Genomic DNA, 24736 nt, shown 5'->3' with positions numbered 1-24736 from the left:
TCTCCCCCTTCGGTTTAAGGTGTGTATTGGTACAGATAATCCTGATTAATTAAATCGTTAGCATCCGTGCTGGACGGGAACATCGCTTCAGCGACGCGGATCGCCTTCAGCATCCCTTTGGCTTTGTTGACGGTTTCTTCATATTCCTTCTCCGGTACCGAGTCCCATACGATGCCTGCCCCCGCCTGAACATAAGCTTTGCCCTGACGGAAAATGATCGTCCGGATCGTAATGCAGGAATCCATATTGCCGCCAAAGCCGAGATAACCGATGGCCCCGGCATACGCGCCTCTAGCCTCCCGCTCTAGCTCCGCAATAATTTCCATGGCCCTTAGTTTCGGAGCACCGGATACCGTTCCTGCTGGCAAGCAGGACAGAAAAGCATCGAAGAAATCCTTATCCTCACTCAGCTGACCCGAAACGCTGGATACCATATGCATCACATGGGAGTATTTTTCAATCTCCATGAACGTGTCGCACTTCACCGTGCCGAACTCTGACACACGGCCCAGGTCATTACGCCCCAGATCCACCAGCATCAAATGCTCGGCGCGTTCCTTCTCGTCCTGCAGCAGATCATCGGCCAGCGCCTGGTCTTCGGCCTCATCGCTGCCTCTAGGCCTGGTGCCTGCAATCGGTCTAGTTTCCAATCTTCGTCCATCCACCTTCACCAGGGCTTCCGGGGATGTGCCCACGATAATGTCGTCGTCCATTTTGAGGTAATACATATACGGTGAAGGATTCAGCGTTCTCAGCACCCGGTATACGTGAAGCGGCGATACTTCGGTCTCAATATGGAAGCGCTGGGACAATACCACCTGAAAAATGTCCCCTGCGCGAATGTATTCCTTCGCTTGCTCCACATTGGAGAGGTACTTCTCTTTTGTCATATTGGATTTAATGTCGCCCATAGCAACATCCGCTGGAATGCCTTTGGAGTTCACGTTCTCCCGCGGTCCCTGCTCTTGCAACTGCTCGGCTGCTGCTTCCAAGGAACGGCATACATCCCGATAGCTTTGCCGAATGTTTTCGTCCGAATCACCCGGTTTCACGTGTACGTTGCCAACCAGCATGATCTGCTGTTTCACATGGTCGAAGACAATGACTTGATCGCAAAACATGAACCTTATATCATCCATTCCGAGATCGTCCATCGCATGTGCCGGAAGCTTCTCATAATATTGGAGCAGGTCATATCCGAAAAATCCGATTGCCCCTCCGGTAAAAGGTGGCATCTCCTTCAGCTGCGGGCTGCGGTACGTTCGCAGCAGCGCCTTTAACTCCTCGACAGGCTTTCCTTTCAGAAGGGAACACTCTCCGTTCCTTTCAATTTCGATCTTGCCTTTTTTACCCGTGATCATTAAGAAGGGGTCTGTTCCGATAAACGAATACCGTGCCCACTGTACTCCACCCTCAACGCTTTCAAGTAAAAATGCCCGCTTCCGTTCCGCATACCGCTGAAAAATGCGAATCGGGGTTTCCATGTCGGCTAACAGTCTGATCGCTACCGGAATCAGGTTATATTCACCTGCCATAGCCACCACTTGCTCCATTGATGGATTCGCCATGTCAATCCCTCCTTAATTGATGGTATACAACAAAAAAACCTCTACCGAAGTAGAGGTTAACGTTCAGAATAAGTCTATGAAAAAAGAGCGCGGTCAAGGAATTCCAACTATTCAACGACAAACTACAGCGGCTGTTGTTCTTAGACGGATACAAGAAATAGGCTTGTAACCAGCCGTGTGAACGTGCTGTACTATTCATCATGAAATCAAGTTCATCCTTAATCCCGATTATGTTATTGCCTAAAATGCCTCAGCTCTTCTCAACTCAACTCATCTGTAAAACCTAACTCTACTCAGCTATTCTGATATCACTATACAGGACGATGCCGTGTTACTGCAACCCTAAATTTCAACATCAAGCGTTGGAGCCTGATAAATCCGGACGCAGCCGCTTGGCTTCGTTCAAATACACATGCTTGATCTCGCTCTGGCTTTTATCCGTATTGACCTGCACCATGAAGCGGATGCAGCGCGGCAGACTGCCTTGAACCGGTATTTCAACCGAACACATTAAAGGAACGAGATCCCAGCCCTCCAGTTGGCGTATCGCTTTGGCTGGAAACGTCGCATCCAGATCCTGTGTCATCGTAATCCATATGTTGCTGATATACTCCGGCTGGAGCTCGTTGCGTCTCACCATCTCTTCAAGCAGCCGCAGCGTTTCCTGTACAATCTCCTGCTCATCGTTACGAGTGACGGTTGTCGCCCCCCGGATTCCCCGATTCATCATGAACTATCCCTCTCCCTTCAACTGCTCAACCACAGATCGAACAGCTTCTACCGGTACATCCTTAACGATGCTGACGGAGCCGATGGATTCCGGTACGATAAATACCATATTCCCCTCGGCAAACTTTTTATCGTGCTGCATCGCATCCATAATCCGCTCAACCGAGACGTCACCCGGCAAGATTACCGGCAGATTCACCGCCTTCAGCATGCTCACTGTCTCGTTGTGCAGATTCGCAGATCTGCCAAGCTTTTCTGCTAGGCGGGCCGAACCGGCCATTCCGATTGCAATCGCCTCACCGTGCAAAAAGCGTCCGTAGCCGCCAACGGCTTCAATGGCATGGCCGATGGTATGCCCCAGATTAAGGATGGCACGCAAACCGCCTTCCCGCTCGTCCTGGGATACCACGTCCGCCTTGATCGCACATCCGCGCTCCAGGCCGTATATCAACGTATCGGGATCCAGGCTCAGCAGCTTCGAGCCGTTCTCCCGGCACCAATAGGCAAAATCACGGTCCAGGATCAAGCCATGCTTCACCATTTCCGCAAGACCAGAAGATACCTCTCGCGGAGGCAAAGACATCAGCGTATTTACATCGTAAACCACCATGACGGGTTGATGAAACGCGCCGATCATATTTTTAGCTAACGGATGGTTGACCGCCACTTTGCCGCCGACGCTGCTGTCATGGGCCAGGATAGTAGTCGGGATCTGCACAAATGTCACGCCGCGCATGTACGTTGCCGCGACGAATCCAGCCAAATCACCTACAACGCCTCCGCCCAGCGCAAATACTGCCGAGCTGCGGTCCAGTTTACCGTTGATCGCTGTCGTCATTACCTCTTCATAAACCTGAAGCGATTTGGAGGATTCACCGGAAGGGACTATGTGAGAAATAACCGTATATCCTTTCGACTTTAACTGCTCCTCCACTTGAGACAAATAATGAGGCGCCACTTTATCATCCGTTACGATCAAATGCGGGCTCTTGCGTGTGATTCCATGCTTCGTGCTTAACTCACCAATCGTATCCAAAATCCCAGCTCCGATATAAATCGGATATGAACGCTCTCCCAGCTCCACCTGAAGTGTTCTCATATCAGTAGTTCTCCAGCTGCTTCAGGTAGTTCTGGTAATTCGCATGAATTTCTTCCATCGAATCACCGCCAAACTTCTCAAGAAACGACTTCGCTACCTCCCAGGTCACCACATGCTCCATAACAACGCTGGCTGCCGGAACCGCACAGGCATCCGAGCGTTCAACCTGAGCCGTGAAAGCTTCCTTCGTATCGATATCCACGCTTTGAAGCGGCTTGTACAGCGTTGGAATCGGCTTCATGACGCCGCGAACAACGATCGGCATGCCGTTGGTCATCCCGCCTTCAAATCCGCCTAGGCGATTGGTTGCGCGGTAGTATCCGCGCTCTTCACTATACATAATCTCGTCATGCACCTGGGAACCGGGCAGTTCGCCTGCCTCAAATCCGATGCCGACCTCAACACCCTTAAAGGCATTGATGGACATCACGCCTTGTGCGATGCGGCCATCCAGCTTGCGGTCATATTGGACATGGCTGCCCAGTCCGACCGGCAAACCTTCGATGATACATTCCACGATGCCGCCAATGGAGTCGCCTTCTTTTTTGATCTGATCTATGTAGGCTTCCATCTTCTTCTCCGTCTCTTCATCCACGACGCGAACCGAGGAGGCTTCCGTACGCTCGATCAGCTCATCAATCGAAAGATTGTGCGGGGGAGCTTCGATCTCGCCAATCCGAATGACCTGGCCAGCCACTTTAACGCCGAATTGTGCCAGGAATTGTCTGGCGATAGCGCCAACCGCTACGCGGACTGTGGTTTCACGGGCACTGGAGCGTTCCAGCACATTACGCAGATCCTTCAGGTTATACTTCAAACCGCCGTTCAAGTCAGCATGCCCCGGTCTTGGGCGGTGCACCCGTCTTTTCACCTCGTCGTTACCTTCAATCGGCTCCACATTCATAATGTTCTGCCAATGCTTCCAGTCGTTATTCTGCACTACCAACGCAATTGGCGCACCCGTTGTATATCCGTGACGCACACCACCAAGGATTTGCGCGGTATCCTTCTCAATCTGCATGCGGCGTCCTCGGCCATACCCCTTCTGTCTCCGATGAAGCTGAAAGTTCAATGCTTCAAAATCAAGCTCCAAATTGCTTGGAAGTCCTTCGATTATGGTAGTCAACTGAGGACCGTGTGTTTCCCCAGCAGTTAAAAAGCGTAAGCTCATGATGCTTTTCCCCCTTTAAACTTTTAAGCGTTAAACCGCTAAACTCCGTAAATATCTTCTGCTCATTATAGTATAGGTCTAACGCTTTGACAAGAATGCCGCAGGACAAGCAAAAGCGCCTCTCATCCTCCGGATTGAAAAGCGCTTATGCGTTATGATAGCCATTTCTATTAAATTTTACGGTAGAAGAAAGTCTCGTTGCTCTCCAGATTATATTGTCCAGGATTAAAGATCTGCTCCGTGCTGCCCACAAACAAAAATCCGCCTGGCTTCAGGCTTGACGCAAACTTCTGGTACAGCTTATGCTTGGCCCCTTCCGTGAAATAAATCATCACGTTTCGGCAAACAATCAGATCATATCCCGTCTCAAACCGGTCCGTCAGCAAATTCTGCTTATGAAAGGTTACTTCCTTCTTCAAATGCTCACTGAAGCGATACACCGAACCTTCTTCTTTAAAATAGCGGGCGGCTACATCCGAAGGCACATCTTTCAATGACCTCTCGACATATAGGCCTTCCTTCGCTTTATGTAATGCCCCATCATCAATGTCTGTCGCCACGATGCGCGCACGGCTCAGCATGTTCTGTTCGGACAGTATCATGGCCAGCGTATATGGCTCCTCACCCGTGGAGCAGGCAGCGCTCCATATTTTCAATACCCCGGGATTCTGCCGGGATATCTCTGGCAATATTTTATCGCGGAGAACTTCCCACCGGTTGGGATTGCGCCAAAACTCCGAGACATTAATTGTCATTCGGTCCAAAAACTCATGAAATAATGGCTTGTCCTTCATCATCGCGTCGTAGAAGGCCGAAAAGGTTTCAAACCCTTTCTTCAAACGCAGCGTTGTCAGCCTTCGCTTCATCTGCGCTTCTTTATAATCTGCCAGATTGATCCCCGTGCTTCGTTCGATACTGCGAACAAAGCCTATATAATCCGGATCATCCAGCACAAGTTCATGTTCCGTCATCGTATCATCCTGTTTAATCAGATTATGCCGCTTCCTTCGCTTACAGCCAAGGGGACAGCGTCTTGTTATATTCAACCAATTCCTTCTCTTCAAAGAAATTGGCAATTTCGCGTTGCGCACTCTCCGGTGAATCCGATCCATGAATCAGATTGTGCGGTGTTTGTGCTGAAAAATCCCCACGAATCGTCCCGGGCAGCGCATCCTTCACATTCGTTTTGCCGATCACTTGGCGGGACAATGCAATGATGTCATCCCCTTCCCACACCATCGCAAACACCGGTCCAGACGTTATAAATCCAACCAGATTTTCAAAAAAATCTTTGCCTTCATGTTCCGCATAATGGCGCTTGGCCTGCTCGTCTGAAATCTGCAGGAACTTGCCTGCAACCAGCTTGAATCCTTTATCCTCCAAACGGCCGACGATTCGGCCGATCAGCCCACGCTGTACACCATCCGGTTTAATCATTAAAAAAGTACGTTCCATTGGCCTCATCACGCTTCCCCTCATTCTAGGATATTGAACAATCATTCCATGCTCAGGTGATGTTACATGTTTGTACCCGTATTTTAACAGAAAGCAACCTCATGGTTAAGAGCTAATATGACCGCTTCGTAATAAAATTTGCGATATCTCTAAGCTGTTTTTTGGTCTTGATGTCAGGCAAAGTATCCAATGCGTCCAATGCTTTACGGATATACCGATCAGCTAGTGCCTCAGATCTCGATATACCATCGCTAGAGGTTACAAGCTTCACAGCGTCAGTCACATCACACTGACCATTCAGTGTATGAATCCGATCCAGCTCTTGCAGCAGAGGCTCCCTCCGTTTGTTATCTCCGAGCGCAAATATAACTGGCAGCGTAATATTCCCCTGCCTCATATCACTCCCCGGCGGCTTGCCAATCTGCTTCTCCGTCCCGCATAGATCCAGAAGATCGTCTTGAATCTGAAAAGCCATGCCGACGTTATATCCGAATCGATACAGGCTGTTTGCGATTTTGCGGTCCGCATCCGCAGCCAGTGCTCCGAGCTGGCAGCTGACCGCGATCAAGAGCGACGTCTTGCGGCGAATGCGAAGAAGGTATCTTCTGACGTCCTGATCGGTATTAAAGAAATCGCGAATCTGCTCCATTTCGCCGATGGACATTTCAACCATGGCCTTGGCGAGAATCTGATGAATCTCTGGCTGCTTCAGGTGGGTCGTCAGTTCCAGCGCCTTGCCGTAAATATAGTCGCCGGTATACATGGCAATCCGGTTGTCCCATTTCGCTTTTACCGTTGGCTTGCCGCGCCGCGTGTCCGCATCATCGATCACGTCATCGTGAACGAGCGATGCGCTGTGAATCAGCTCAAGCGGCACGGCCACATGCTTCAGCTTGTCAATGTCATAGTCGCCGAACTTACCGCCCATCAGTACAAAAACAGGACGGAGCCGCTTGCCTCCTGCTCTAAGCAGATGCAAGGAAGTCTCTGTCAGCTCGGGGCTGTCGCCCTCGACGCTGAGATAGAGTTCCTTCTCGATAACGTCCATATCTTTTTTTAATGTTCCGAATATGTCAAATCGTTTCATCTTTTCACCCATATGCTTAGATTCTCATTCCATAACTCCGGCACTACCTTGCGATCTTAGCAGGCCAAATTGATCTACGACTTGAAATATAAGCTTAACCTTCCTGTTGTCGTTCGTCAAAATCGCAGCACAGGTTCGTAGAGTCGTCATTTCAACAGCCGCTAACGCCTTCGATGCACTCCGGCCTGCTAATCTCCCCATCTCGTATACAGTTGATGTTCGATGCGCAAGCTGTCCAATACCTTGCCGACCAGAAAATTCACGATATCATCAATGGTCTTCGGTCCGTAATAGAACGCGGGCATCGCGGGAATGATTTTGACGCCAAGCTTGGCCAGCGTCAGCATGTTCTCCAGGTGAATGGCATGCAGAGGCGTCTCTCTCGGGACAAGTACCAGAGGACGGCCTTCTTTCATCATCACATCCGCGGCGCGTCCCATCAGATTGTCGGAAGATCCGTGTGCCACTGAGGATAATGTCCCCATGGAGCATGGCATGATGATCATGCCTTCCACCAGGAAAGATCCACTGGCGATCGTGGCCCCGATGTCGGAGATAGGATGGTACATCACACTCCCCTCGTATCCGCCGAATTTCTCGGCCAGCACTTCTTCGCGGTTGCCTGCCTGAAAGCCCATTTCCTCCTTCAGGACACGCCACCCCGCATTGGAAATGATCAAATGCACATCATATCCCAGCAAGAGCAGGCTCTCGGTAAGGCGAACACCGTAGATGCTGCCGCTGGCTCCCGTAATACCTACAACCCAGCTTTTTCTGCGCATGGATTTCATCAGATATACCGCACCACCAAATCAATTAAAGTGAATACAAACAGGATGATGCTCAGTGTACTGTTCATCGTAAAAAAGGCAGTTTGCAGACGGCTCATATCGTTAGGCGATAAGATGTAATGCTGATAGAACAAAATTCCGCAGGCGATGATCATGCCGAGCAGATACCACCAGCCAACCGGTGTGACAAAGAAAAGAATGATAAAGCCGATGGCTGTTACAACGTGAAATCCGCGTGCGAACCACAATGCTTTATGCAAGCCGAACCGGGATGGAATCGAATACAGCTTTTCTGTTGCATCAAACTTCTCATCCTGGCAAGCGTAGACAATATCAAATCCCGCTGTCCAGAACGCAAGCGCGATATAGAACACAATGGCCTTCCAGTCGATTTGACCGGTTACCGCAACCCATCCCCCAAGTGGAGCCAATGCTGTTGTAAGCCCGAGCACCAGATGACAAAGCCAAGTAAACCGTTTGGTGTATGAATAAATAATAAGCATAAAAATAGCAATAGGCAGCAAACGGAAAGCAAATGGATCCAGCATGTAAGTGGCCCAGAAAAACACCGCGAAAGACAGAATAATGAATAAGATAACTTCCAGCGGCTTCAGCAGCCCTGCCGGAATGGCGCGATTTACGGTGCGGGGGTTCTTGGCATCGATATGCTGGTCCGTGAGCCGATTCAATCCGAACGCAGCGCTGCGTGCACCGAACATGGCAAGAAAGATCCAGCCGATATCTCCCCAGGATGGTAATTGGTCAAACACAACGGCCGATCCTAGAATCGCCCCCATAAAAGCGAAAGGCAGAGCAAACAGTGTATGCTCCACTTTAATCATTTCAAGATAAGTTCCTATTTTCTTAAACATCCAGATTCTCCTTGATCCCAATATGTAAGGCTGCTATGCCACCAGTCAAGGGATAGGCCTGAACCTGTTGAAGTCCGGTCTGACGGAAAGCTTCGGCAAGCTCCTCTCGTCCTGGGAACAAAGCCAGCGATTCCGGCAGCCACTTATACTGCTCGTAACGCTTGGCTACCAGTTTCCCCATCCGAGGCAGCACTTGTTGAAAGTAGAAATAATAAATGCCTTTGAACGGCTGCCAAGTCGGCTTGGACAATTCCAAACATACAACCATCCCGCCAGGCTTAACCACGCGTTTCATCTCATGCAGAACCTGCATGTAATCCGGCACATTGCGAAGACCGAAACCGATCGTCGCGTAATCGAACTGATTGTCTTCGAACGGCAGGCTCATGGCGTTTCCCTGAACCAGGTCTATCTGTTGGTCCAGCCCCTGCTTGGCAACCTTCCCCCGGCCGACATTCAGCATCCCCTCACTGAAATCGAGTCCGACTATGTGTCCTGATTCACTTGCCTGGGCCATACTGATCGTCCAGTCACAAGTACCACAGCATAAATCGATAGCTGTATCGCCTTGGCGCATGTTCATCTTTTTCATCGTAAACTTGCGCCAGGCTTTATGTCTTCGAAAGCTCAGAATATCATTCATAATATCATACTTTCCCGAAATGCTTTCAAAGACGGAGTGGACGTATTGCTCTTTCGGATTTTTGCCATCATGCTTATTCATGTCTAACTTCGTTGTTTGATTATCCACAGCGTCCCCCTACCTCTCACTTACGACGGACCTATACGTGCTGAGCCGTTTCAGGAACGGGTCTAGCATACCGGCGTACGGGCTCTCTCCTACACGGCTTGCCAGCAGCAGCTGTACGGCATTAACGGATTCGCGCAGCTTGTCCAGCAGTTTCTCCGAAACCTTGTGCTTCAGGATCAGCTTCCTCCAGTCCTTCATATCCGTCTTCTTGCCAACCAGCATTCTCCGTTCCTCGTCGCTCCCCGATTCGATCAGATGCCAGTACACGTAACCGCATCTGCCAATTTCAGGCGTCGCACAGCGTTCCATCTCCCGCACAAGTGTTTCACATTCCGTAAATTCTTTGAGCAGCTTCTCCCATGTTTCTTGTACGGACTTCTCAAGCAGCGGAGTAAAAGAAAGAAACAGCTGCATATTCAGCTGTACCGTTAGCCGTAGATATTCTTCAGAAGGCAGCAGCGTTTTTTTCATTTTGCCGTACAATCTCATCTTCAACACGTTCACATCGCTAACAGCCTTGCTAAGAAGCGAGATGACAGCAATTTCGCCCTTTAAGGCAAGGAGTTGATAAAAACGACTGCTGAAGTAATCCCCTGCAAGCACTTTTAACTGCCGGGATCGCATCATCGCCTCTCCTTGATTGCCCTCCGTAACGTCGATGCTCTCATGCGTATCGAGTCCCACTTGAACCAGTGAGGTAACCAGTGCGTACAATTCTTCATGACCGGCAAGATTTCGTCCCGAATCCTTTAAAAATATGTATAGCAAATGAACACGGGCATCCGGAAAATTCGGAAGTTCCGTGTGGTTTTGAATCATATCATAATTTAAATATTTCTCTGCCAGTTCTGGTACGCGATACGATTTCATTCTCAGCCTCCGTGCACTTGATGTTCTTTTGTCCAATTGAGCCCACAATCCAATCTATTATAACACATGTTCAAGACACGTACATGCCCTGTCACTTACTATTTTACCCCTATCATGGGCTGCTGAACTGCTTTAGCCAAAGATTCGTAAACGTTAGGTTAAGAGCGGCAGCAATAGATGGCGGAACATCGCCGTTCTCAAGTTGGGTTAGAGCTTCTGCATAGCGTGAGTTCCAGGTATCCTTGCTCATATTCGAAGCCAGCAGCATATACCGCTTCCCTCCCCAACGATCGATGGCTACTACTCTTAGATACAACTGCTGCACATTATCCGTTCCTTCGAACGTAAAGGACATAATGCTGGCGATATCCTCATAAACCTCGGCGGCCGTCTCCGCGGGGTCGCTCAATTTGAAATCCAGCGTCAACGCGCCTTCATCATAATCTGCCCGGCTTATTTTTAGATGAAGAGGAAGATTCTTTAGGGAGTCCACTAATCCGGCATCGCTTAATTCGCGGCTGTGATAGGGTATCGCCGCTGTCACAGCGCCGACCTTATAACGGGCTTGCGATTGAAGCCCCATTAACAGTGCGAGTATGATGAATGCAATCGCCGCGGGCAGGAGTACGGCTCGTACAGATTGCCAGTGCTTCATATCCTAAACCTCCTCTATTCCTAGTTTCTTCCGGTCCTCATTAGTCCATACCTCATTGTATAAAGAAAAAAAGCAGGCTATGCCTGCTTCAGGTAAAACGAACCGTATTCGGTTTAGAAAAAGGGGCGAGAAGTCCATACCACTGCTACCCCCAGCGCGGCGATCCGCGCCAGATTCATGAGCACGAAATTTTGCACCGCAATCACAAATGTCTTCTCTTTGGATGGATGGGAGGTGAAAACGGCGCTTTTTTTATAAATCGGGACAAGGGTGACAAACACCAGAAGCACTACCACGGGATGCACTTTCATCAGGAGAAGAGCCGCCAGGTCCAGATAAGCAAGGCAATACAGAATTCGGAACAGCTTTAGAGAAGGTCTAAATCCTATATATACCGGCAGCGTATACCGCTTGTTCTCCATATCCTCATCCATGTCGCAGATGTTGTTGGCCAACATGATGTTGGCAATCCCAAGTATGGCCGGCAGTGATACCACCAGCAGCAGCAGTACCTCAGGAAGGTTCACCTGAAAGGACAGAACGCTGCCGTGCATGTCCAAAACTGCCAGATGGTTGCCCTCCGCATGGATCCAAGCCGAAATAAATATAATGACAAATCCCATAAACAATCCGGAGAACAGCTCGCCTAGCGGCATCCGCGAGATCGGAATCGGTCCGAACGAATATAATATCCCTACGGCAAAAGACAATCCCCCGAGCAGCAGGATCAACCAGCCCGTAGACAGGAATAGTGCGATCCCCGCACCAATGGCTGTCAAGAGCAGCAAGATGATGACGGACACCACCGCAGGCTCCTTAAGATTATATCGTACAATGGCATTGTGCTCCTCGTAACCGAAGCCGTTCTTTTTAATCGCTTTTTTATAATCGTAATAGTTATTGATCGCCGTCGTTGCCATATCAAACGACAGCAATGATGCAAGCATCAGGGCAAAATGATACCCATCGAACTGCTGAAAACGAAACAGTGCATACAAAGTTCCGAACAGAAACGGAATCATGCTGGCTACCTTTGTCTGAATTTCCACCAGTTTAAAAAAAGCTCGGATTCCCATGACCATCATCCTTTATCCAATTGATCTGATTTCAGATTAAAGGATTTCATGGCCGCGGTCTGTTGGAATTGTACTTGACAAACGCGTTGCAAAAGTGACGAATGTTACTTTTAGAGTAAAATCAAATTTATTCCGGAATGTCCTGATCCTTGCGCCTGCGGCTCCAAGGCGTACCCAGCAGCGGCAGCGCCCAACGGTCCAGACCATACCAGCCCGCCACTTTCCAGGCCATTACCAGCCATGTGGCCAATATAAAGAATAACGGATTGGAGCTTACCGTGCCCGCGAATAAAAAGCTGGCATTCATTAATCCGCCGAAAAACGCGGCAATGCCCGTCAGCAGACCCAAAATCAGCCCGAGTCCGACCAACACCTCACCGAAGGACACCATATACGAAAACAGCTTGGCGTTGGGAAGCACAAACCCTTCGAGAAAAGAAGCATACCATCCGGTGACGTCCTTCCCCTCTTCCGCCTTAGCCAGCGCTCCCCCGACAAACCCCTGAATGGCCGCGCCGGCTTCGCTTCCCGTCCAGGCTTCCGCCGTCAGCTTTTTCAGCCCCGACGTTAACCAAGAATAACCGAGATACAACCTCACGAGCAGCCAAATCCAGCCGGAGCGAGTACTGCTGAACAGAAACAGGGATACCGGATTTTCAGGGACCACCACATATTGTCCCTCTCTAAATTGCTTTGCCATGATTTCTTTAAACATCCTTTCGTATTTTTATTCATTCCGCTAGTATATACAACGTTCGCGAATCCAACAAGGGTCCTTTAACAATTGATTAACACACAATCTTTCCACGGAAACATCAAACATAAAAAAGCCCCACCAATTTGGTGGGGCTTAGCCAAAATGATAAGTCTAATCAGATGCCGGACTCAATCTTCCCGTGTTTGGTCATGACCTCAGCTTTGCCGCGGATTTTGACCGCAGATGTATGATCCGTGAACTGGGCGATGATGACCTCGCCTTTGTCCAGCTTCTCGGTATGATGAAACCGGGTGTCCTGACCGCGGGTAAGGCCAATCACCTGCACGCCATGGTCCAGCGCTTTAACGATAAAATAATCCCCGTTTTGAACGTTCTCCATTGTTCAGACCTCCTCACCGTAAGCTAAAAGAAAAGGCCGTGAACGAATTCACGACCTGTGCTCTTAGGTAATATGTAGAAATCTTTATTTGATTCCGTCTTTGAGCGCTTTACCAGGTTTAAATGCAGGAATTTTGCTCGCAGGGATTTCGATTTCTTCACCTGTTTGCGGGTTGCGGCCTTTCCGTGCGGAACGCTCGCGAACCTCGAAGTTGCCAAAGCCGACCAGCTGTACCTTGTCTCCACTTTGCAAAGCTTCGGAGATTGCATCGAAAACGGCATCAACCGCTTTAGTTGCATCCTTCTTGGAAAGCTCAGTAGATTCAGCTACTTGTGTAATCAGATCCGATTTATTCATTCTTTCACCTCCCCAACAAGGAATGTGCTCCACTTGCTATTCACTGTTTCCGTTTTACCGCAAATTATACGTGCAATCGGGTATTTTACCCCTATCTCGCGTTTAGAATGCATGACGCGGAACAAATTTATAGTAATACAGCCACCTCATAATTTCAAGCGTTTTGCTCTGCCCAACCAAAGAAAACACGAAAAACAGCCGCTAATCGGGACTTTAGACCCGTTAGCGACTGCGTATTCAACACCTCATCGATACTCACTTAAAGAATGATCGCGATCAAACCGCCGGAACCTTCGTTGATGATCCGACCTAAAGTTTCTTGCAATTTATATCTCGCATTATCAGGCATCATCGCGATTTTGCCTTGAATGCCTTCACGGACGATCGAGTGCAGCGAGCGTCCGAATATATCGGATTCCCAAATCTTGATCGGATCGTTCTCGAAATCCTGCATCAGATAGCGCACAAGCTCTTCGCTCTGCTTCTCTGTGCCGATAATCGGCGAGAACTCGGATTCCACATCGACTCGAATCATATGGATGGAAGGCGCGGTCGCTTTCAATCTTACCCCGAAGCGAGTGCCTTGACGGATAAGCTCAGGCTCATCCAGCGCCATCTCAGCCAGGGAAGGAGCAGCGATACCGTAACCTGTCGTTTTAACCATTTCAAGCGCTTCAGCGAAGCGGTCGTATTCCCGTTTGGCATGGGAGAACTCCTGCATCAGCTGCAGTAAATGATCTTTACCGCGAATCTCGACACCCACAACCTCCATCAAGATCCGGTCATACAGTTCGTCAGGTGCGAAGAGATCGATCTCGGCAACGCCCTGACCCATATTCATGCCGCTAAGTCCAGCATGGTTGATGAAGTCATACTCCATGAACTGGCTGACCACCCGATCCACGTCACGCAGACGGCGGATATCCTTCACGGTATCTCTGACCGAGTTCTCATAGTTGCTGCGCAGCCAGTGGTTCTCGTTAAGCACCATAACCCAGCTAGGCAGATTGACGTTCACTTCATGCACTGGGAATTCATACAATACTTCACGAAGAACACCGGTTACATCATCTTCGGTCATCGTAGCTGCACTTAGTGTCATTACCGGAATGTCGTATTTCTCAGCCAGCTCATTGCGCAGCTGAAGCGCTTCTTCACTGCGTGGTCGTGTCGAGTTGATGACCACCACGAATGGCTTGCCGACTTCCTTCAGTTCCTCGATGACGCGTTCCTCAGCGTCAACATAAGAGCTTCGCGGAATTTCCGCAATGCTTCCGTCTGTTGTGACGACAACGCCAAGTGTGGAGTGCTCCTGGATGACTTTGCGGGTTCCGATTTCTGCCGCTTCCTGGAACGGAATCGGCTCTTCGAACCATGGCGTCGAGATCATTCTCGGGCCATTCTCGTCCTCGTAGCCCTTAGCGCCTTCAACGGCATAGCCTACACAATCCACCAATCTTACGTTGACCTCAAGACCTTCCGTAACTTTGATCTGTACCGCGTTGTTTGGCACAAATTTCGGCTCGGTTGTCATGATTGTTTTCCCTGCAGCACTTTGAGGCAGCTCATCGACAGCTCTTACTCGATCCGCCTCGTTCGTAATGTTCGGGAGAACAACCGTCTCCATAAACCGCTTGATGAAGGTTGATTTTCCCGTACGGACGGCACCGACAACACCTAAGTAAATGTCCCCTCCGGTCCGTTCGGCAATGTCCTTAAAAATGTCCACTTTTTCCAAAAGAGATCCCCTCCTCAAATTACTCCGAAGGAAAAATGCTTTAAGAGCATCCGCTTCGTGTTCCACTCATAGCCAAAGCCATTGCAACAGATGAGCAGCCTTTACAATGTCGCCAGCATCCCGCCGCCGGTATTCCATGAGTTTTGATGGAAACGGCAAAGCGGCGTAACTCGTACATGCATTTGGACTAGTAACATCATATGTACCGGGTTCAAAAATATGACGGTTGCCCCTTAAAGTCCGTCCAGTTTTTTTTAAGATATCGAACAGGCCTAAACCAACTAGACACGTCATCGAATACCGTAAAGAAAACTACCGCTGGGGCGCGGTTTATCTTCATGCTGTGCGCCTTCAGACGTTTTCGTATGCCTCATGATGTGGGCAACCGGCTCTTGCCCGCACTACTCTTTCAGATTATGAATATGCGCGCACTTTAATAGATATTCCAAAGAGATTCAACCATTTTCAAAAAAGTCTATCGAAGAAGGGTCTCAAGGATAAAATGTAGGCTGCATTATGACTTCCGCATACTCATTCCTCTACTGATATGGGTCACCATGCAGAGTCAACAAAAATACCCGCCGATAACGGCGGGTATAGGTTTAGGATAGCGGCTGAGCAACGGGCTGCCCATCCTTCCATGTATAAGGTACGGATTTTACAGGGACATAATAGGATTCCTGCTCCAGGAACGCCCGTAAATCCTCTCCTTCTTGAGGGGCGGAATCGTTCTTCTGGATCGCCTGCATAATATCAAAGGCATAATCGGCGTACACCGTTCCCTCTTCATCCATCATAAAGGCCATCTCCTGACCCGAGTATACACTCATCAATGTAATGGATTTGGCATCGGTCTTGGACAGGTCCACTGCCGTATACCCCGGGTAGAGGGCTTCTCCTGCAGGGAGAGCGTTGTCATGCGCCATTTTGTACAAATTCACGGCTCTCTGAACGTCATTCACCTTCTGGGCCGTGGTTAAGTCCATCACCTTCACGGTTGGCTCGGTTTCCTCATTAATAATGAGAAAATATCCGCTGCCGCCCTTCTCAAATGCCGTATCCGGAATTTGGTCGATGTATCCCCGGTTCTTCAGCTGATCCATATCCACCCGGTATTTCTCATACCGCGGAATTTCCGGACCCGCTGTAATTATCGGCAAGATTCCCTGTTCTTTATAAAAGTCATCTACAGCCGATTGTATCCGTTTGACACTTTCCCTATACGAAACCTTGTTCTCCTGCAATTTCTCGTCAGGATAAAGGCATCCTGTCAGCAACATCGGAAACAGCACCAGGATTAAGACTGCAGACGTCCGCTTCGAACGGCCTGCCGCTTGGGTCATCCAAGTGATCATACTCAACTAACATCATCCTCGCTTTAAATAAAGTCATCCGACTCCCGGTTTCTCGCAGCTTCCAGCTGTTTGCGTATCGCAGCTTTGAGCGGATCCTCGGGAATCATTACCTTAATGTGATTCGTAATTCTCGTCTGGCAGGATAGCCGGTAGCCTTGTTCAATCATCGATGTCCCCAGCTTCCTGATTTCCTTGGGCTCAGGCGCAGAGCAATGATCGCGTTCCTCGCTCGGAACGATGATCTTGCACATCAAACAACCGGCTTTGCCTCCGCAACGGGTAGGAATACGCACACCCGCCCGACGCGAGGCATCCAGAACATTCGTGTGCGGACGAACCTTGACCTTTTTCTGATCCGGCTGAAATAATACCTCGTAGTCCAACGGTAACGCGCTCCTTTTCTTATGTACACATTCTGCTAAGCTCCCTGGCCATTTTTCACAGCACTTTGGTTACAATCCAGTTAATCGGTTCAAAACCATTCGATGCTCCCCATGCAGATGGTTCCGGCTTAACAACTGCTGCAGAAGCGGCATATGATGGTCCATGTCCCGCCGAATCGCTTCCGCAATGGCGACGTATCGATCCGGCCTGTCTCGAAGCACATTAAACACCAGTTCATGGGATAACGGCATCAGGCGCACCGTGACGTCCTGTATATGACTCTCTAGTGCTGCAGGATACAGCAATTGATCGATCTCAACGCAGTAGGAGGACCCGTTTGAATTCACTTCAAATCCGCCTACCAGTTCAATCGGAACTTTCTCTATTTCATAGTGGCTCAGTATCGAGGAATATATCCCTTCTTGGTCTAAGTGGGGAGCATCCACGGCCATAGAAGCCAGCGACTCATGCAAAGGCTGTACACCCCCTGCATCGGTATAGATATCGATATCTCTCGGCGGCTTGTCCAATGTTACATCCTGAAGAAGCAAGCTGCAGCTTCCACCTAGCAGCCAAGCAATAGGCGCCTGATTCATCTTATGAATGGCGGTAGCTAACACATTCTCCAATTCCGGCAGATCATTCAGCGTCATGCTGCACCCCTTTACCGTATCGTGCAGATCGGCTTCCTACGTTATATGATGGAGGCCAGTCCAATAATAAAACCGAAAATCATCATCATAAAGGCTACGAACGACAGTGCCCCGCGCAGAAAACCCTTGGTCTTGCTTCGCGCAAGCGTAACCACGATGACCGATAGTGCCATAATCAATAATGCGACTAGGGACAGCCACATCTTTTGCATTGGATCCATGTCACGAAACTCTCCAATCTCTCATCAATTTCAACCTATTATATCACGAAAATGATAGCGCCTCACCTCAGGTATGTCGAAAAAAAGAACAAAAGCCGCTATCCCATCAGGAGCGTCTTTTGTTCAACATTATCATCGTATCTTATTTGTTCATCATCATTTTCATCAAGGCTTCCATATTGCTCGGATTCATGCCACTCTTCTTCACCGCACCGACAATCTCCTGGATCGTGTCCTCACTAACAGGTATGTTCGCCATCGAAGATACCTGCTTGATCAGCTGGCGGAGCTGGGCTTCATTTTGCATTGTAGACGGCTTAACCGTGCTAGCCAGCTTATTGACAGCCCCTGAAGAAATTTTCTTGCCGCTTTTCTTGTTAATCGCGCTCAGTACATCCTTGTGAAAGCTTTTGCTCATATCCACCCCTCCTCCGACATCCTCACATCATTATATGAGTCAATCATCGGAATGGTGAATAAGCTAAGTGTGCCATTGCTCCCAAGTTTCAAGCGGCATCAATTCCATCTCGGTCTTTGGGTCCCGGCCCATCAAGGCTTCAACGGCAATGCGGGGATTGCGGTCTTTAAACAACACATGGTACAACTGATCGGCAATCGGCATCTGTACGCCGTATTTCTCGGAGATGGCATGTGCGGCTTGGGTCGTTCGAATGCCTTCCACAACCATTCCCATGGAACCCAGAACCTCGTCTAACTTCTTACCCTGACCCAGCATCGAGCCAGCTCGCCAATTTCGGCTATGCTGGCTGGTGGCGGTAACCACGAGGTCACCGATCCCGGCCAGCCCGGCAAATGTCAGCGGATTCGCGCCCATTTCCATGCCGATTCGCAAAATTTCTGCCAAACCTCTCGTAATAAGCGCTGCCTTGGCATTATCACCGAAGCCCAGTCCGTCGGACATCCCGGCGCCCAAAGCAATGATATTCTTCAAGGCCCCGGCCAGCTCAACACCAATCATATCCCGATTCGTGTACACTCTGAAATATGTGTTCATAAACAAATCCTGAGCGGCTACAGCCGCCTCGGCATCCAAAGACGCCACAACGACCGTTGTCGGGCAGCGTCTGACCACTTCCTCCGCATGGCTGGGTCCTGATAATACTACCACGCGGCCTTCCTCACAGCCAAGCTCCTCGGATATGACGGTGGACATCCGCTTCAAGGATTCAATTTCAAATCCTTTGGTCGCATGAATCACCAGCATGTCCTCGGTCCAAAACTGCTTCAGCTGCCCCGACACTTCCCGCATCGCGGACGAAGGTGCAACGATAACCACAGCAGCAGCCGACGAGACAGCCTCTTTCATATCGGTTGTAGCGCGGATATTCGGTGATAACTCCACCCCGGGTAAATAACGGTTGTTGGTATGGGACTCGTTGATTTCACGAGTCTGTTCCTCTGTTCTTGTCCAGACGACAACATCCAGATTATTAGAAGCGAGAACACTTGCCAAAGCGGTTCCCCAACTGCCTGCCACCAGAACAGCGACTTTGTCAGACAACGCGCTTCCCTCCTTTGCCCTTTCCTTTTCCAGAACCCAGCTTGTTTTCACGCCCCTGCACAAGCTTCACGATGTTCGAGCGATGCCGCCAGAAGGCGAATACACATATGATGAAGCTCGTCCAAAAGATTGGCCACGAATAATCCGCGATCAATAGAAAAACAGGGGTAAGCACTACAAAAATAAGGGAACCCAAAGATACATAACGGGTAAAAACAATGGATAGAATTGCGATAATGCCTGCTATAACCGCTGGTATAAAGCAAAGCGTAGCAAGCACCCCAATGGCGGTTGCAATCCCTTTGCCGCCTCGAAAGCGGAAGTATAGAGGCCAATTATGACCGATAATGGCCGCAATACCGCACAATCCCGGCAGCCACGCATTATCCCCCCCAAGCCATCGTCCGATCCAAACGGCAGCGATGCCCTTAATTACATCCAAGACCAATACAAGTATCGCAGGTCCCTTTCCCAGGACGCGAAGGGTATTGGTTGCCCCAGCGTTGCCGCTGCCATGCTGACGAATGTCAATCCCTTTCAGGATTTTGGCAAACAGTACGCTAAAGCTTACCGAACCGAGTAAATAACACACTACTATCGCTACGATCTCCAAAATCAAGCTATTCTCCCCTAACTCTCATCAGACTTTCTTCGAGTAAATATCCTGATGGGTGTACCTTCAAAGTCAAACGCGGCCCGAATCTTGTTCTCAAGGTAACGCTCATATGAGAAGTGCATCAATTCAGGATCGTTGACGAATACGACCATGGTCGGCGGCTTAACCGCAACCTGTGTTGAGTAGTTGATACGCAATCTTCTTCCCTTATCCGTTGGAGGCGGATTGATGGCAATCGCATCGGATATGACATCGTTAAGGAGGTGTGTCTGTATGCGAAGTGAATGCTGATCGGCCACATGCTTAACGACAGGGAGCAGCTTTTGCAAGCGCTGCTTCGTTTTGGCCGACAAGAACACAACCGGCGCGTAGGTCATGAACAAGAAATGATCCCGAATCTTTTTCTCGAACTGCTGCATCGTTTTGTCCTCTTTCTCGACCAAATCCCATTTGTTCACAACGAACAACGATGCTTTACCGGCCTCATAGGCGTAACCGGCAATATGCTTGTCCTGTTCGATGATGCCTTCTTCCCCGTTTATGAGGACGAGAACAACATCCGCACGCTCGATGGCGCGCATGGCACGCATGACGCTGTATTTCTCTGTGGTCTCATAGACTTTCCCGCGTTTGCGCATGCCTGCCGTATCGATGAGCACATACCGCTGCCCATCCTTCTCGAACGGCGTGTCGATCGCATCGCGTGTAGTGCCGGCAACGTCACTGACAATGACACGCTCTTCTCCCAAAATGGCATTAACTAGGGAGGACTTGCCCACATTCGGTCTGCCAATCAGGGCAACTCGAATAACATCCTCGTCATATCCATCGTCTTCCAGCTCAGGCAGATTCTCAACTACAACGTCCAGCAGGTCGCCAATCCCTGTGCCGTGACTGCCCGATATTCCGACAGGATCGCCAAATCCGAGGGAATAGAACTCATAGATATCATCAACGCGCTTCAAATTATCCACTTTGTTTACACTTAGAATGACAGGTTTACCTGAACGGAACAGAATCTGTGCAACTTCCTCGTCCGATTGGGTAACCCCTGCCTTTGCATCGCACATAAATACGATGACGTCTGCTTCTTCAATTGCAAGCTCGGCCTGCATGCGTATGGATTTCAATATCATGTCATCGCCATCAATTTCAATACCGCCGGTATCAATGACACTGAACGCTTTACCATTCCATTCGGCACTACCGTAAATCCGGTCACGGGTAATACCCGGTTTATCTTCAACGATGGCTAATCTGTCGCCAATCAATCGGTTAAATATAGTCGATTTACCGACGTTAGGCCGTCCAACGATAGCCACTACGGGTCTTGCCATAGTCACTCCTCCTGTCAATTCTTACGATTATCATCATAGCAAAAAACGTTACAATTGGCTAACCTTTCATCTTTATTTCTATTATGCTCTTCCCCATGTTACAACATCCGCAAACGTTCGTCCCCTAAAAAAACAAATGGCGAACCCAGATTTCTGGGTTCGCCGACTTCGTTATGATAGGTCAATAGACCGAACAAAACTGTTCCCGGGCTTACTTGAATTTGCTCAGCTTATCGCCGAAACGCTCTCCAAGCGTAACGCTCATGCCTTGATTGTTCAAAGAAACGTTCGGATTGTCTTTCAGGTCGATTTTAGGACCTTTGGACGGTTTTTCAGCTCGAGGAGCTTGAGCTGGTGCTTCTTCCGTTTCTTTGATGCTCAGGCTGATACGTTGCTCAGAAGTGTTGATATCAAGCACTTTAACCTGAACTTCTTGGCCTTCTTTCAATACTTCTTGCGGTGTACCGATATGCTTGTGAGAGATTTGGGAGATATGAACCAAACCTTCAACACCTGGTGCCAGTTCAACGAAAGCTCCGAAATTAACCAAACGTTTAACAACGCCAGTTACGATGTCGCCAGTGTTGAATTGCTCGCCAGCTGTTTCCCAAGGACCTGGAGCCGCTGCTTTGATACTGAGGCTGATTTTTCCTTTTTCAGGATCCACTTTCAGTACCTTCACACGCACTTGATCGCCTTCGGACAATACATCAGCAGGCTTGTCGACGTGGCTCCAAGCGATCTCGGATACGTGAACCAATCCGTCTACGCCGCCAACATCAACAAATGCGCCGAATTGCGTAAGCCGTTGTACTGTACCTTCCAGCACTTGGCCATCTTGAAGCTCGGACATCACTTTTTGTTTGTTAGCTTCGAACTCTTCTTCCAGAACATCCTTCTGGGAAAGAATCACTTTGTTGTTCTCGCGGTCCAGTTCCTTCACTTTCACGCGAAGCGTGCGGCCTTTGTAGTCGCTGAAGTCTTCAACGAAATGACGCTCTACCATGGATGCAGGAATAAATCCGCGTGCACCAACATCAGCTACGAGTCCGCCTTTAACCACGTCAGCCACCGTTACTTCGAATACGTCCTGATCCGCAAAATGCTTCTCAAGCTCTTCCCATGAATTCTCTGTGTCGATCGCGCGCTTGGAAAGAACCAGGCTTTCCTTATCGTCGTTAATGCTAACGACTTTGCACTCTACCTCTTGGCCAACCTGAACCGCATCAGATGCGTTATCAAGTTGTACAGAAGACAGTTCGCGAACAGGAATTACGCCGTCATATTTATATCCAATGCTTACATAAGCTTGGTTGTCCTCCAGTTTGACGATCGTCCCTTTCACGGTGTCCCCTTTTTTCAAGGATACGATTTGGTCCAGCTGCTCTTGGTTTTCAGCAGCCTCTTGATTTCTTGTTTCTTCCGACATGTCAAATAACCTCCTCAATTCAAACCCCATTTATTTAAACTCGCATTGGCGAAGTTCAAAACATAATTGCTGTAGTATCTTTCCAATCTTCCCATGCTTTTTATGCATGAAGCGAATAAATCAGTTCATGGTTGGTTTGCCGCTTGCGCGCATTTCGTGAATCTTGGCCATGATCAACTCGGTTGCCGCATCCAGAGCCTCCGGTGACTTGTCACCTTCAAACTGAGATAGATCCACAGGTGCACCATAGATGATCTTCACTTTGCGAAAAAGCTTGTAATCTCCAATGATAGCAGCCGGTATGACCGTCGCCCCGCTGCGGAGAGCGAAGCTTGCCGCACCCCGTTTGGCCGCCGTTGAATCGGAATTACGCGTCCCCTCAGGGAAAATGCCCATGATCTCACCCGTGCGCAATATCGTGAGCGCGGTTTTGATCGAATCTTTACTTACTCCGCCGCGCTTGACCGGAAATGCTCCAAGCTGACGAACCAGCCATCCGAACACCGGGATGTTGAACAGTTCCGCTTTGGCCATGAACTTAACCTGGCGCTTGACGTGAATGCCGACAGATATCGGATCTCGAATGCTAATATGATTGCTGCAGATTAGCACGCCGCCTTCTGAAGGTATGTTATGTACGCCGACAGATTCGAATCTGTAGAGAATAGCGAACAAACCGCGGACCACCGCTCTGCAAAAAATATAAATCATGCCCATTTCTCCCCATCCCACTTAAGTTTCGCAATATGAAAGAATTGCTTCCACAACCTGGTTGATATCCATATGTGTCGTATCCAGTATGATGGCATCCTCTGCGCATCGGAGCGGCGACACTTCACGTTCCTGGTCAAGCCTGTCACGTTCTGCGATATCTCTTTCCAGTTGTTCCAGCGATATACCTTCATCACTCAACTCATTGAAGCGGCGGAGAGCACGTTCCTTGACACTGGCCGTCATGAAAATCTTCACCTCGGCATCCGGCAAAACCGTTGTGCCGATGTCACGTCCATCCATGACAACGCCCTTGTCTTGTGCCATTTGCTGCTGTAAACGGACAAGCTTTATCCGCAAACCCTCGATTCGTGCATATTGGGATACCACTGCACTAACCTGATGTGAACGAATATATGGTGTGACGTCTTCCCCGTTCAGCCAGACCATTTGACCATGTTCATGCGGTTTTAATTCAATCACCATGTTTTGTGCATGTTGAAGCACTTTTTCGGGATTTTCTGGAGAAATCCCTTGGTTCAGCATGAACCAGGTGACTGCCCTGTACATGGCTCCGGTATCCACGTAGATGTAATGCAGCCTGCTGGCTACCATACGCGCTACGGTGCTTTTACCCGCGCCTGCCGGACCGTCGATGGCAATATTAATTCTGTCGCGATAACCTGTCCCCTGCGTAACCAACGGGGCATTCCTCCTCAAACATATACCTCGAAATCGAAAGGGCTTACCATCCGTTACGGACGGGATCACCGTTTCTCTAGTGAAAACTTATAAGAAAGCGCGGATGAAACAAAGGCGCAATCTTATATTTCAAGAAAAAAGCAGGCGCCCGCCTGCGACGTGAAAATTATACCACACTAGCTAGAGTGATGCAAAAGAGAAGGGGTGTTTTCCCCCATCCAATCGTTTACATTTGGCTCGTTAACGGGAACACCCTCCATCTGCTGAATGGGCGAAATATAGGGCCGGCTAGGCTCATAATGTAATAGCAGCTGGGTGATCACCAGGGCAAGTACAAGCCAGATCAGCAGCTTAAGCAGCATGATTCCATATCGGTCATGCAGAGCTTGTCCCTTCTCTTCATGCTTAACTTCCAGTCTTGTTTTTTCAAGCAGACGGTCTTGGTCGTTTACTACTTCTGACATGGCAGACAGCCCCTCCGGGACAATTT

At 49.3% G+C, this 24736-nt stretch carries 29 protein-coding genes; all 29 read right to left on the bottom strand.

Going from position 1 to position 24736, the window contains the following annotated elements; all coding sequences use genetic code 11:
• Positions 1 to 14: 14 nt before the first annotated feature.
• Positions 15 to 1568 (bottom strand): anthranilate synthase component I, encoded by a 1554-nt coding sequence (gene trpE, locus MHH48_RS11850; protein WP_076320969.1) that lies wholly within the window; start codon positions 1566 to 1568, stop codon positions 15 to 17.
• Positions 1569 to 1923: 355 nt separating this feature from the next.
• Positions 1924 to 2298 (bottom strand): chorismate mutase, encoded by a 375-nt coding sequence (aroH, locus tag MHH48_RS11845; RefSeq protein ID WP_009595253.1) that lies wholly within the window; start codon positions 2296 to 2298, stop codon positions 1924 to 1926.
• A 3-nt stretch (positions 2299 to 2301) separates the two neighbouring features.
• Positions 2302 to 3396: a 3-dehydroquinate synthase gene (aroB, locus tag MHH48_RS11840; protein WP_076320968.1), complete on the bottom strand. Its 1095-nt coding sequence runs from the start codon at positions 3394 to 3396 to the stop codon at positions 2302 to 2304.
• 1 nt (position 3397) lies between these two features.
• On the bottom strand, positions 3398 to 4567 hold the full coding sequence (gene aroC, locus MHH48_RS11835; RefSeq protein ID WP_076320967.1) for a chorismate synthase: 1170 nt from the start codon (positions 4565 to 4567) through the stop codon (positions 3398 to 3400).
• 170 nt (positions 4568 to 4737) lie between these two features.
• A complete protein-coding gene (locus tag MHH48_RS11830) occupies positions 4738 to 5538 on the bottom strand; it encodes a protein-glutamate O-methyltransferase CheR (protein ID WP_076320966.1) in 801 nt (266 codons plus the stop codon).
• Positions 5539 to 5578: 40 nt separating this feature from the next.
• Positions 5579 to 6022, bottom strand: a complete 444-nt coding sequence (gene ndk, locus MHH48_RS11825) for a nucleoside-diphosphate kinase (protein ID WP_076321322.1) — start codon at positions 6020 to 6022, stop codon at positions 5579 to 5581.
• Positions 6023 to 6134: 112 nt separating this feature from the next.
• The gene (locus MHH48_RS11820) at positions 6135 to 7109 is read right to left on the bottom strand and encodes a polyprenyl synthetase family protein (protein WP_076321321.1); all 975 of its coding nucleotides are present in this window, start codon (positions 7107 to 7109) and stop codon (positions 6135 to 6137) included.
• A 188-nt stretch (positions 7110 to 7297) separates the two neighbouring features.
• Positions 7298 to 7900, bottom strand: coding sequence for a flavin prenyltransferase UbiX (locus MHH48_RS11815; protein ID WP_076320965.1), 603 nt, complete (start codon positions 7898 to 7900; stop codon positions 7298 to 7300).
• The gene (locus MHH48_RS11810; protein ID WP_076320964.1) at positions 7900 to 8772 is read right to left on the bottom strand and encodes a UbiA-like polyprenyltransferase; all 873 of its coding nucleotides are present in this window, start codon (positions 8770 to 8772) and stop codon (positions 7900 to 7902) included. Before MHH48_RS11810 ends, MHH48_RS11815 begins: the two co-directional genes overlap by 1 nt.
• The gene (locus MHH48_RS11805; RefSeq protein ID WP_076321320.1) at positions 8765 to 9496 is read right to left on the bottom strand and encodes a demethylmenaquinone methyltransferase; all 732 of its coding nucleotides are present in this window, start codon (positions 9494 to 9496) and stop codon (positions 8765 to 8767) included. Before MHH48_RS11805 ends, MHH48_RS11810 begins: the two co-directional genes overlap by 8 nt.
• A gap of 36 nt (positions 9497 to 9532) precedes the next feature.
• Positions 9533 to 10393, bottom strand: coding sequence for a heptaprenyl diphosphate synthase component 1 (locus MHH48_RS11800; RefSeq protein WP_076320963.1), 861 nt, complete (start codon positions 10391 to 10393; stop codon positions 9533 to 9535).
• A 112-nt stretch (positions 10394 to 10505) separates the two neighbouring features.
• The gene (locus MHH48_RS11795; protein ID WP_076320962.1) at positions 10506 to 11048 is read right to left on the bottom strand and encodes a hypothetical protein; all 543 of its coding nucleotides are present in this window, start codon (positions 11046 to 11048) and stop codon (positions 10506 to 10508) included.
• A gap of 113 nt (positions 11049 to 11161) precedes the next feature.
• On the bottom strand, positions 11162 to 12124 hold the full coding sequence (locus tag MHH48_RS11790; RefSeq protein ID WP_076320961.1) for a 1,4-dihydroxy-2-naphthoate polyprenyltransferase: 963 nt from the start codon (positions 12122 to 12124) through the stop codon (positions 11162 to 11164).
• Positions 12125 to 12251: 127 nt separating this feature from the next.
• Positions 12252 to 12824, bottom strand: a complete 573-nt coding sequence (locus MHH48_RS11785; RefSeq protein ID WP_076320960.1) for a DoxX family membrane protein — start codon at positions 12822 to 12824, stop codon at positions 12252 to 12254.
• A 172-nt stretch (positions 12825 to 12996) separates the two neighbouring features.
• On the bottom strand, positions 12997 to 13221 hold the full coding sequence (gene mtrB / locus MHH48_RS11780) for a trp RNA-binding attenuation protein MtrB (protein WP_071223937.1): 225 nt from the start codon (positions 13219 to 13221) through the stop codon (positions 12997 to 12999).
• An 84-nt stretch (positions 13222 to 13305) separates the two neighbouring features.
• Positions 13306 to 13578 carry an HU family DNA-binding protein gene (locus MHH48_RS11775; protein WP_006209463.1) on the bottom strand — a complete coding sequence of 91 codons (273 nt, stop codon included), beginning with the start codon at positions 13576 to 13578 and terminating at the stop codon, positions 13306 to 13308.
• A gap of 259 nt (positions 13579 to 13837) precedes the next feature.
• On the bottom strand, positions 13838 to 15316 hold the full coding sequence (gene spoIVA / locus MHH48_RS11770; protein ID WP_076320959.1) for a stage IV sporulation protein A: 1479 nt from the start codon (positions 15314 to 15316) through the stop codon (positions 13838 to 13840).
• A gap of 602 nt (positions 15317 to 15918) precedes the next feature.
• Positions 15919 to 16671 carry a hypothetical protein gene (locus tag MHH48_RS11765; protein WP_144023411.1) on the bottom strand — a complete coding sequence of 251 codons (753 nt, stop codon included), beginning with the start codon at positions 16669 to 16671 and terminating at the stop codon, positions 15919 to 15921.
• Positions 16672 to 16694: 23 nt separating this feature from the next.
• A complete protein-coding gene (locus tag MHH48_RS11760) occupies positions 16695 to 17054 on the bottom strand; it encodes a 2Fe-2S iron-sulfur cluster-binding protein (protein ID WP_071223933.1) in 360 nt (119 codons plus the stop codon).
• A 69-nt stretch (positions 17055 to 17123) separates the two neighbouring features.
• Positions 17124 to 17708, bottom strand: coding sequence for a hypothetical protein (locus MHH48_RS11755; protein WP_076320958.1), 585 nt, complete (start codon positions 17706 to 17708; stop codon positions 17124 to 17126).
• Positions 17709 to 17749: 41 nt separating this feature from the next.
• Complete coding sequence (locus tag MHH48_RS11750; RefSeq protein WP_071223929.1) at positions 17750 to 17929, bottom strand: DUF2768 family protein; 180 nt, start codon at positions 17927 to 17929, stop codon at positions 17750 to 17752.
• Positions 17930 to 18071: 142 nt separating this feature from the next.
• A complete protein-coding gene (locus MHH48_RS11745) occupies positions 18072 to 18347 on the bottom strand; it encodes a stage VI sporulation protein F (RefSeq protein ID WP_076320957.1) in 276 nt (91 codons plus the stop codon).
• Between the two features lie 63 nt (positions 18348 to 18410).
• Entirely contained in the window at positions 18411 to 19451 is a 1041-nt protein-coding gene (locus MHH48_RS11740) for an NAD(P)H-dependent glycerol-3-phosphate dehydrogenase (protein ID WP_076320956.1), read from the bottom strand.
• Entirely contained in the window at positions 19444 to 20070 is a 627-nt protein-coding gene (plsY, locus tag MHH48_RS11735; RefSeq protein WP_076320955.1) for a glycerol-3-phosphate 1-O-acyltransferase PlsY, read from the bottom strand. Before plsY ends, MHH48_RS11740 begins: the two co-directional genes overlap by 8 nt.
• 11 nt (positions 20071 to 20081) lie before the next feature.
• Complete coding sequence (der, locus tag MHH48_RS11730; RefSeq protein ID WP_076320954.1) at positions 20082 to 21404, bottom strand: ribosome biogenesis GTPase Der; 1323 nt, start codon at positions 21402 to 21404, stop codon at positions 20082 to 20084.
• A gap of 211 nt (positions 21405 to 21615) precedes the next feature.
• The gene (gene rpsA, locus MHH48_RS11725) at positions 21616 to 22833 is read right to left on the bottom strand and encodes a 30S ribosomal protein S1 (protein WP_076320953.1); all 1218 of its coding nucleotides are present in this window, start codon (positions 22831 to 22833) and stop codon (positions 21616 to 21618) included.
• Between the two features lie 120 nt (positions 22834 to 22953).
• Positions 22954 to 23544 (bottom strand): lysophospholipid acyltransferase family protein, encoded by a 591-nt coding sequence (locus MHH48_RS11720; RefSeq protein WP_076320952.1) that lies wholly within the window; start codon positions 23542 to 23544, stop codon positions 22954 to 22956.
• 21 nt (positions 23545 to 23565) lie between these two features.
• Complete coding sequence (cmk, locus tag MHH48_RS11715; RefSeq protein ID WP_076320951.1) at positions 23566 to 24246, bottom strand: (d)CMP kinase; 681 nt, start codon at positions 24244 to 24246, stop codon at positions 23566 to 23568.
• Positions 24247 to 24422: 176 nt separating this feature from the next.
• Positions 24423 to 24710: a DUF5359 family protein gene (locus MHH48_RS11710; protein ID WP_076320950.1), complete on the bottom strand. Its 288-nt coding sequence runs from the start codon at positions 24708 to 24710 to the stop codon at positions 24423 to 24425.
• Between the last annotated feature and the right edge of the window lie 26 nt (positions 24711 to 24736).

Origin of the sequence: Paenibacillus sp. FSL F4-0100, from assembly GCF_037993005.1 — a bacterium.
In the GTDB taxonomy this organism is placed as follows: Bacteria; Bacillota; Bacilli; order Paenibacillales; family Paenibacillaceae; genus Paenibacillus_AQ.
Note: the sequence above shows the minus strand (reverse complement) of the source record. Positions and strands in the feature narration are given on the sequence as shown.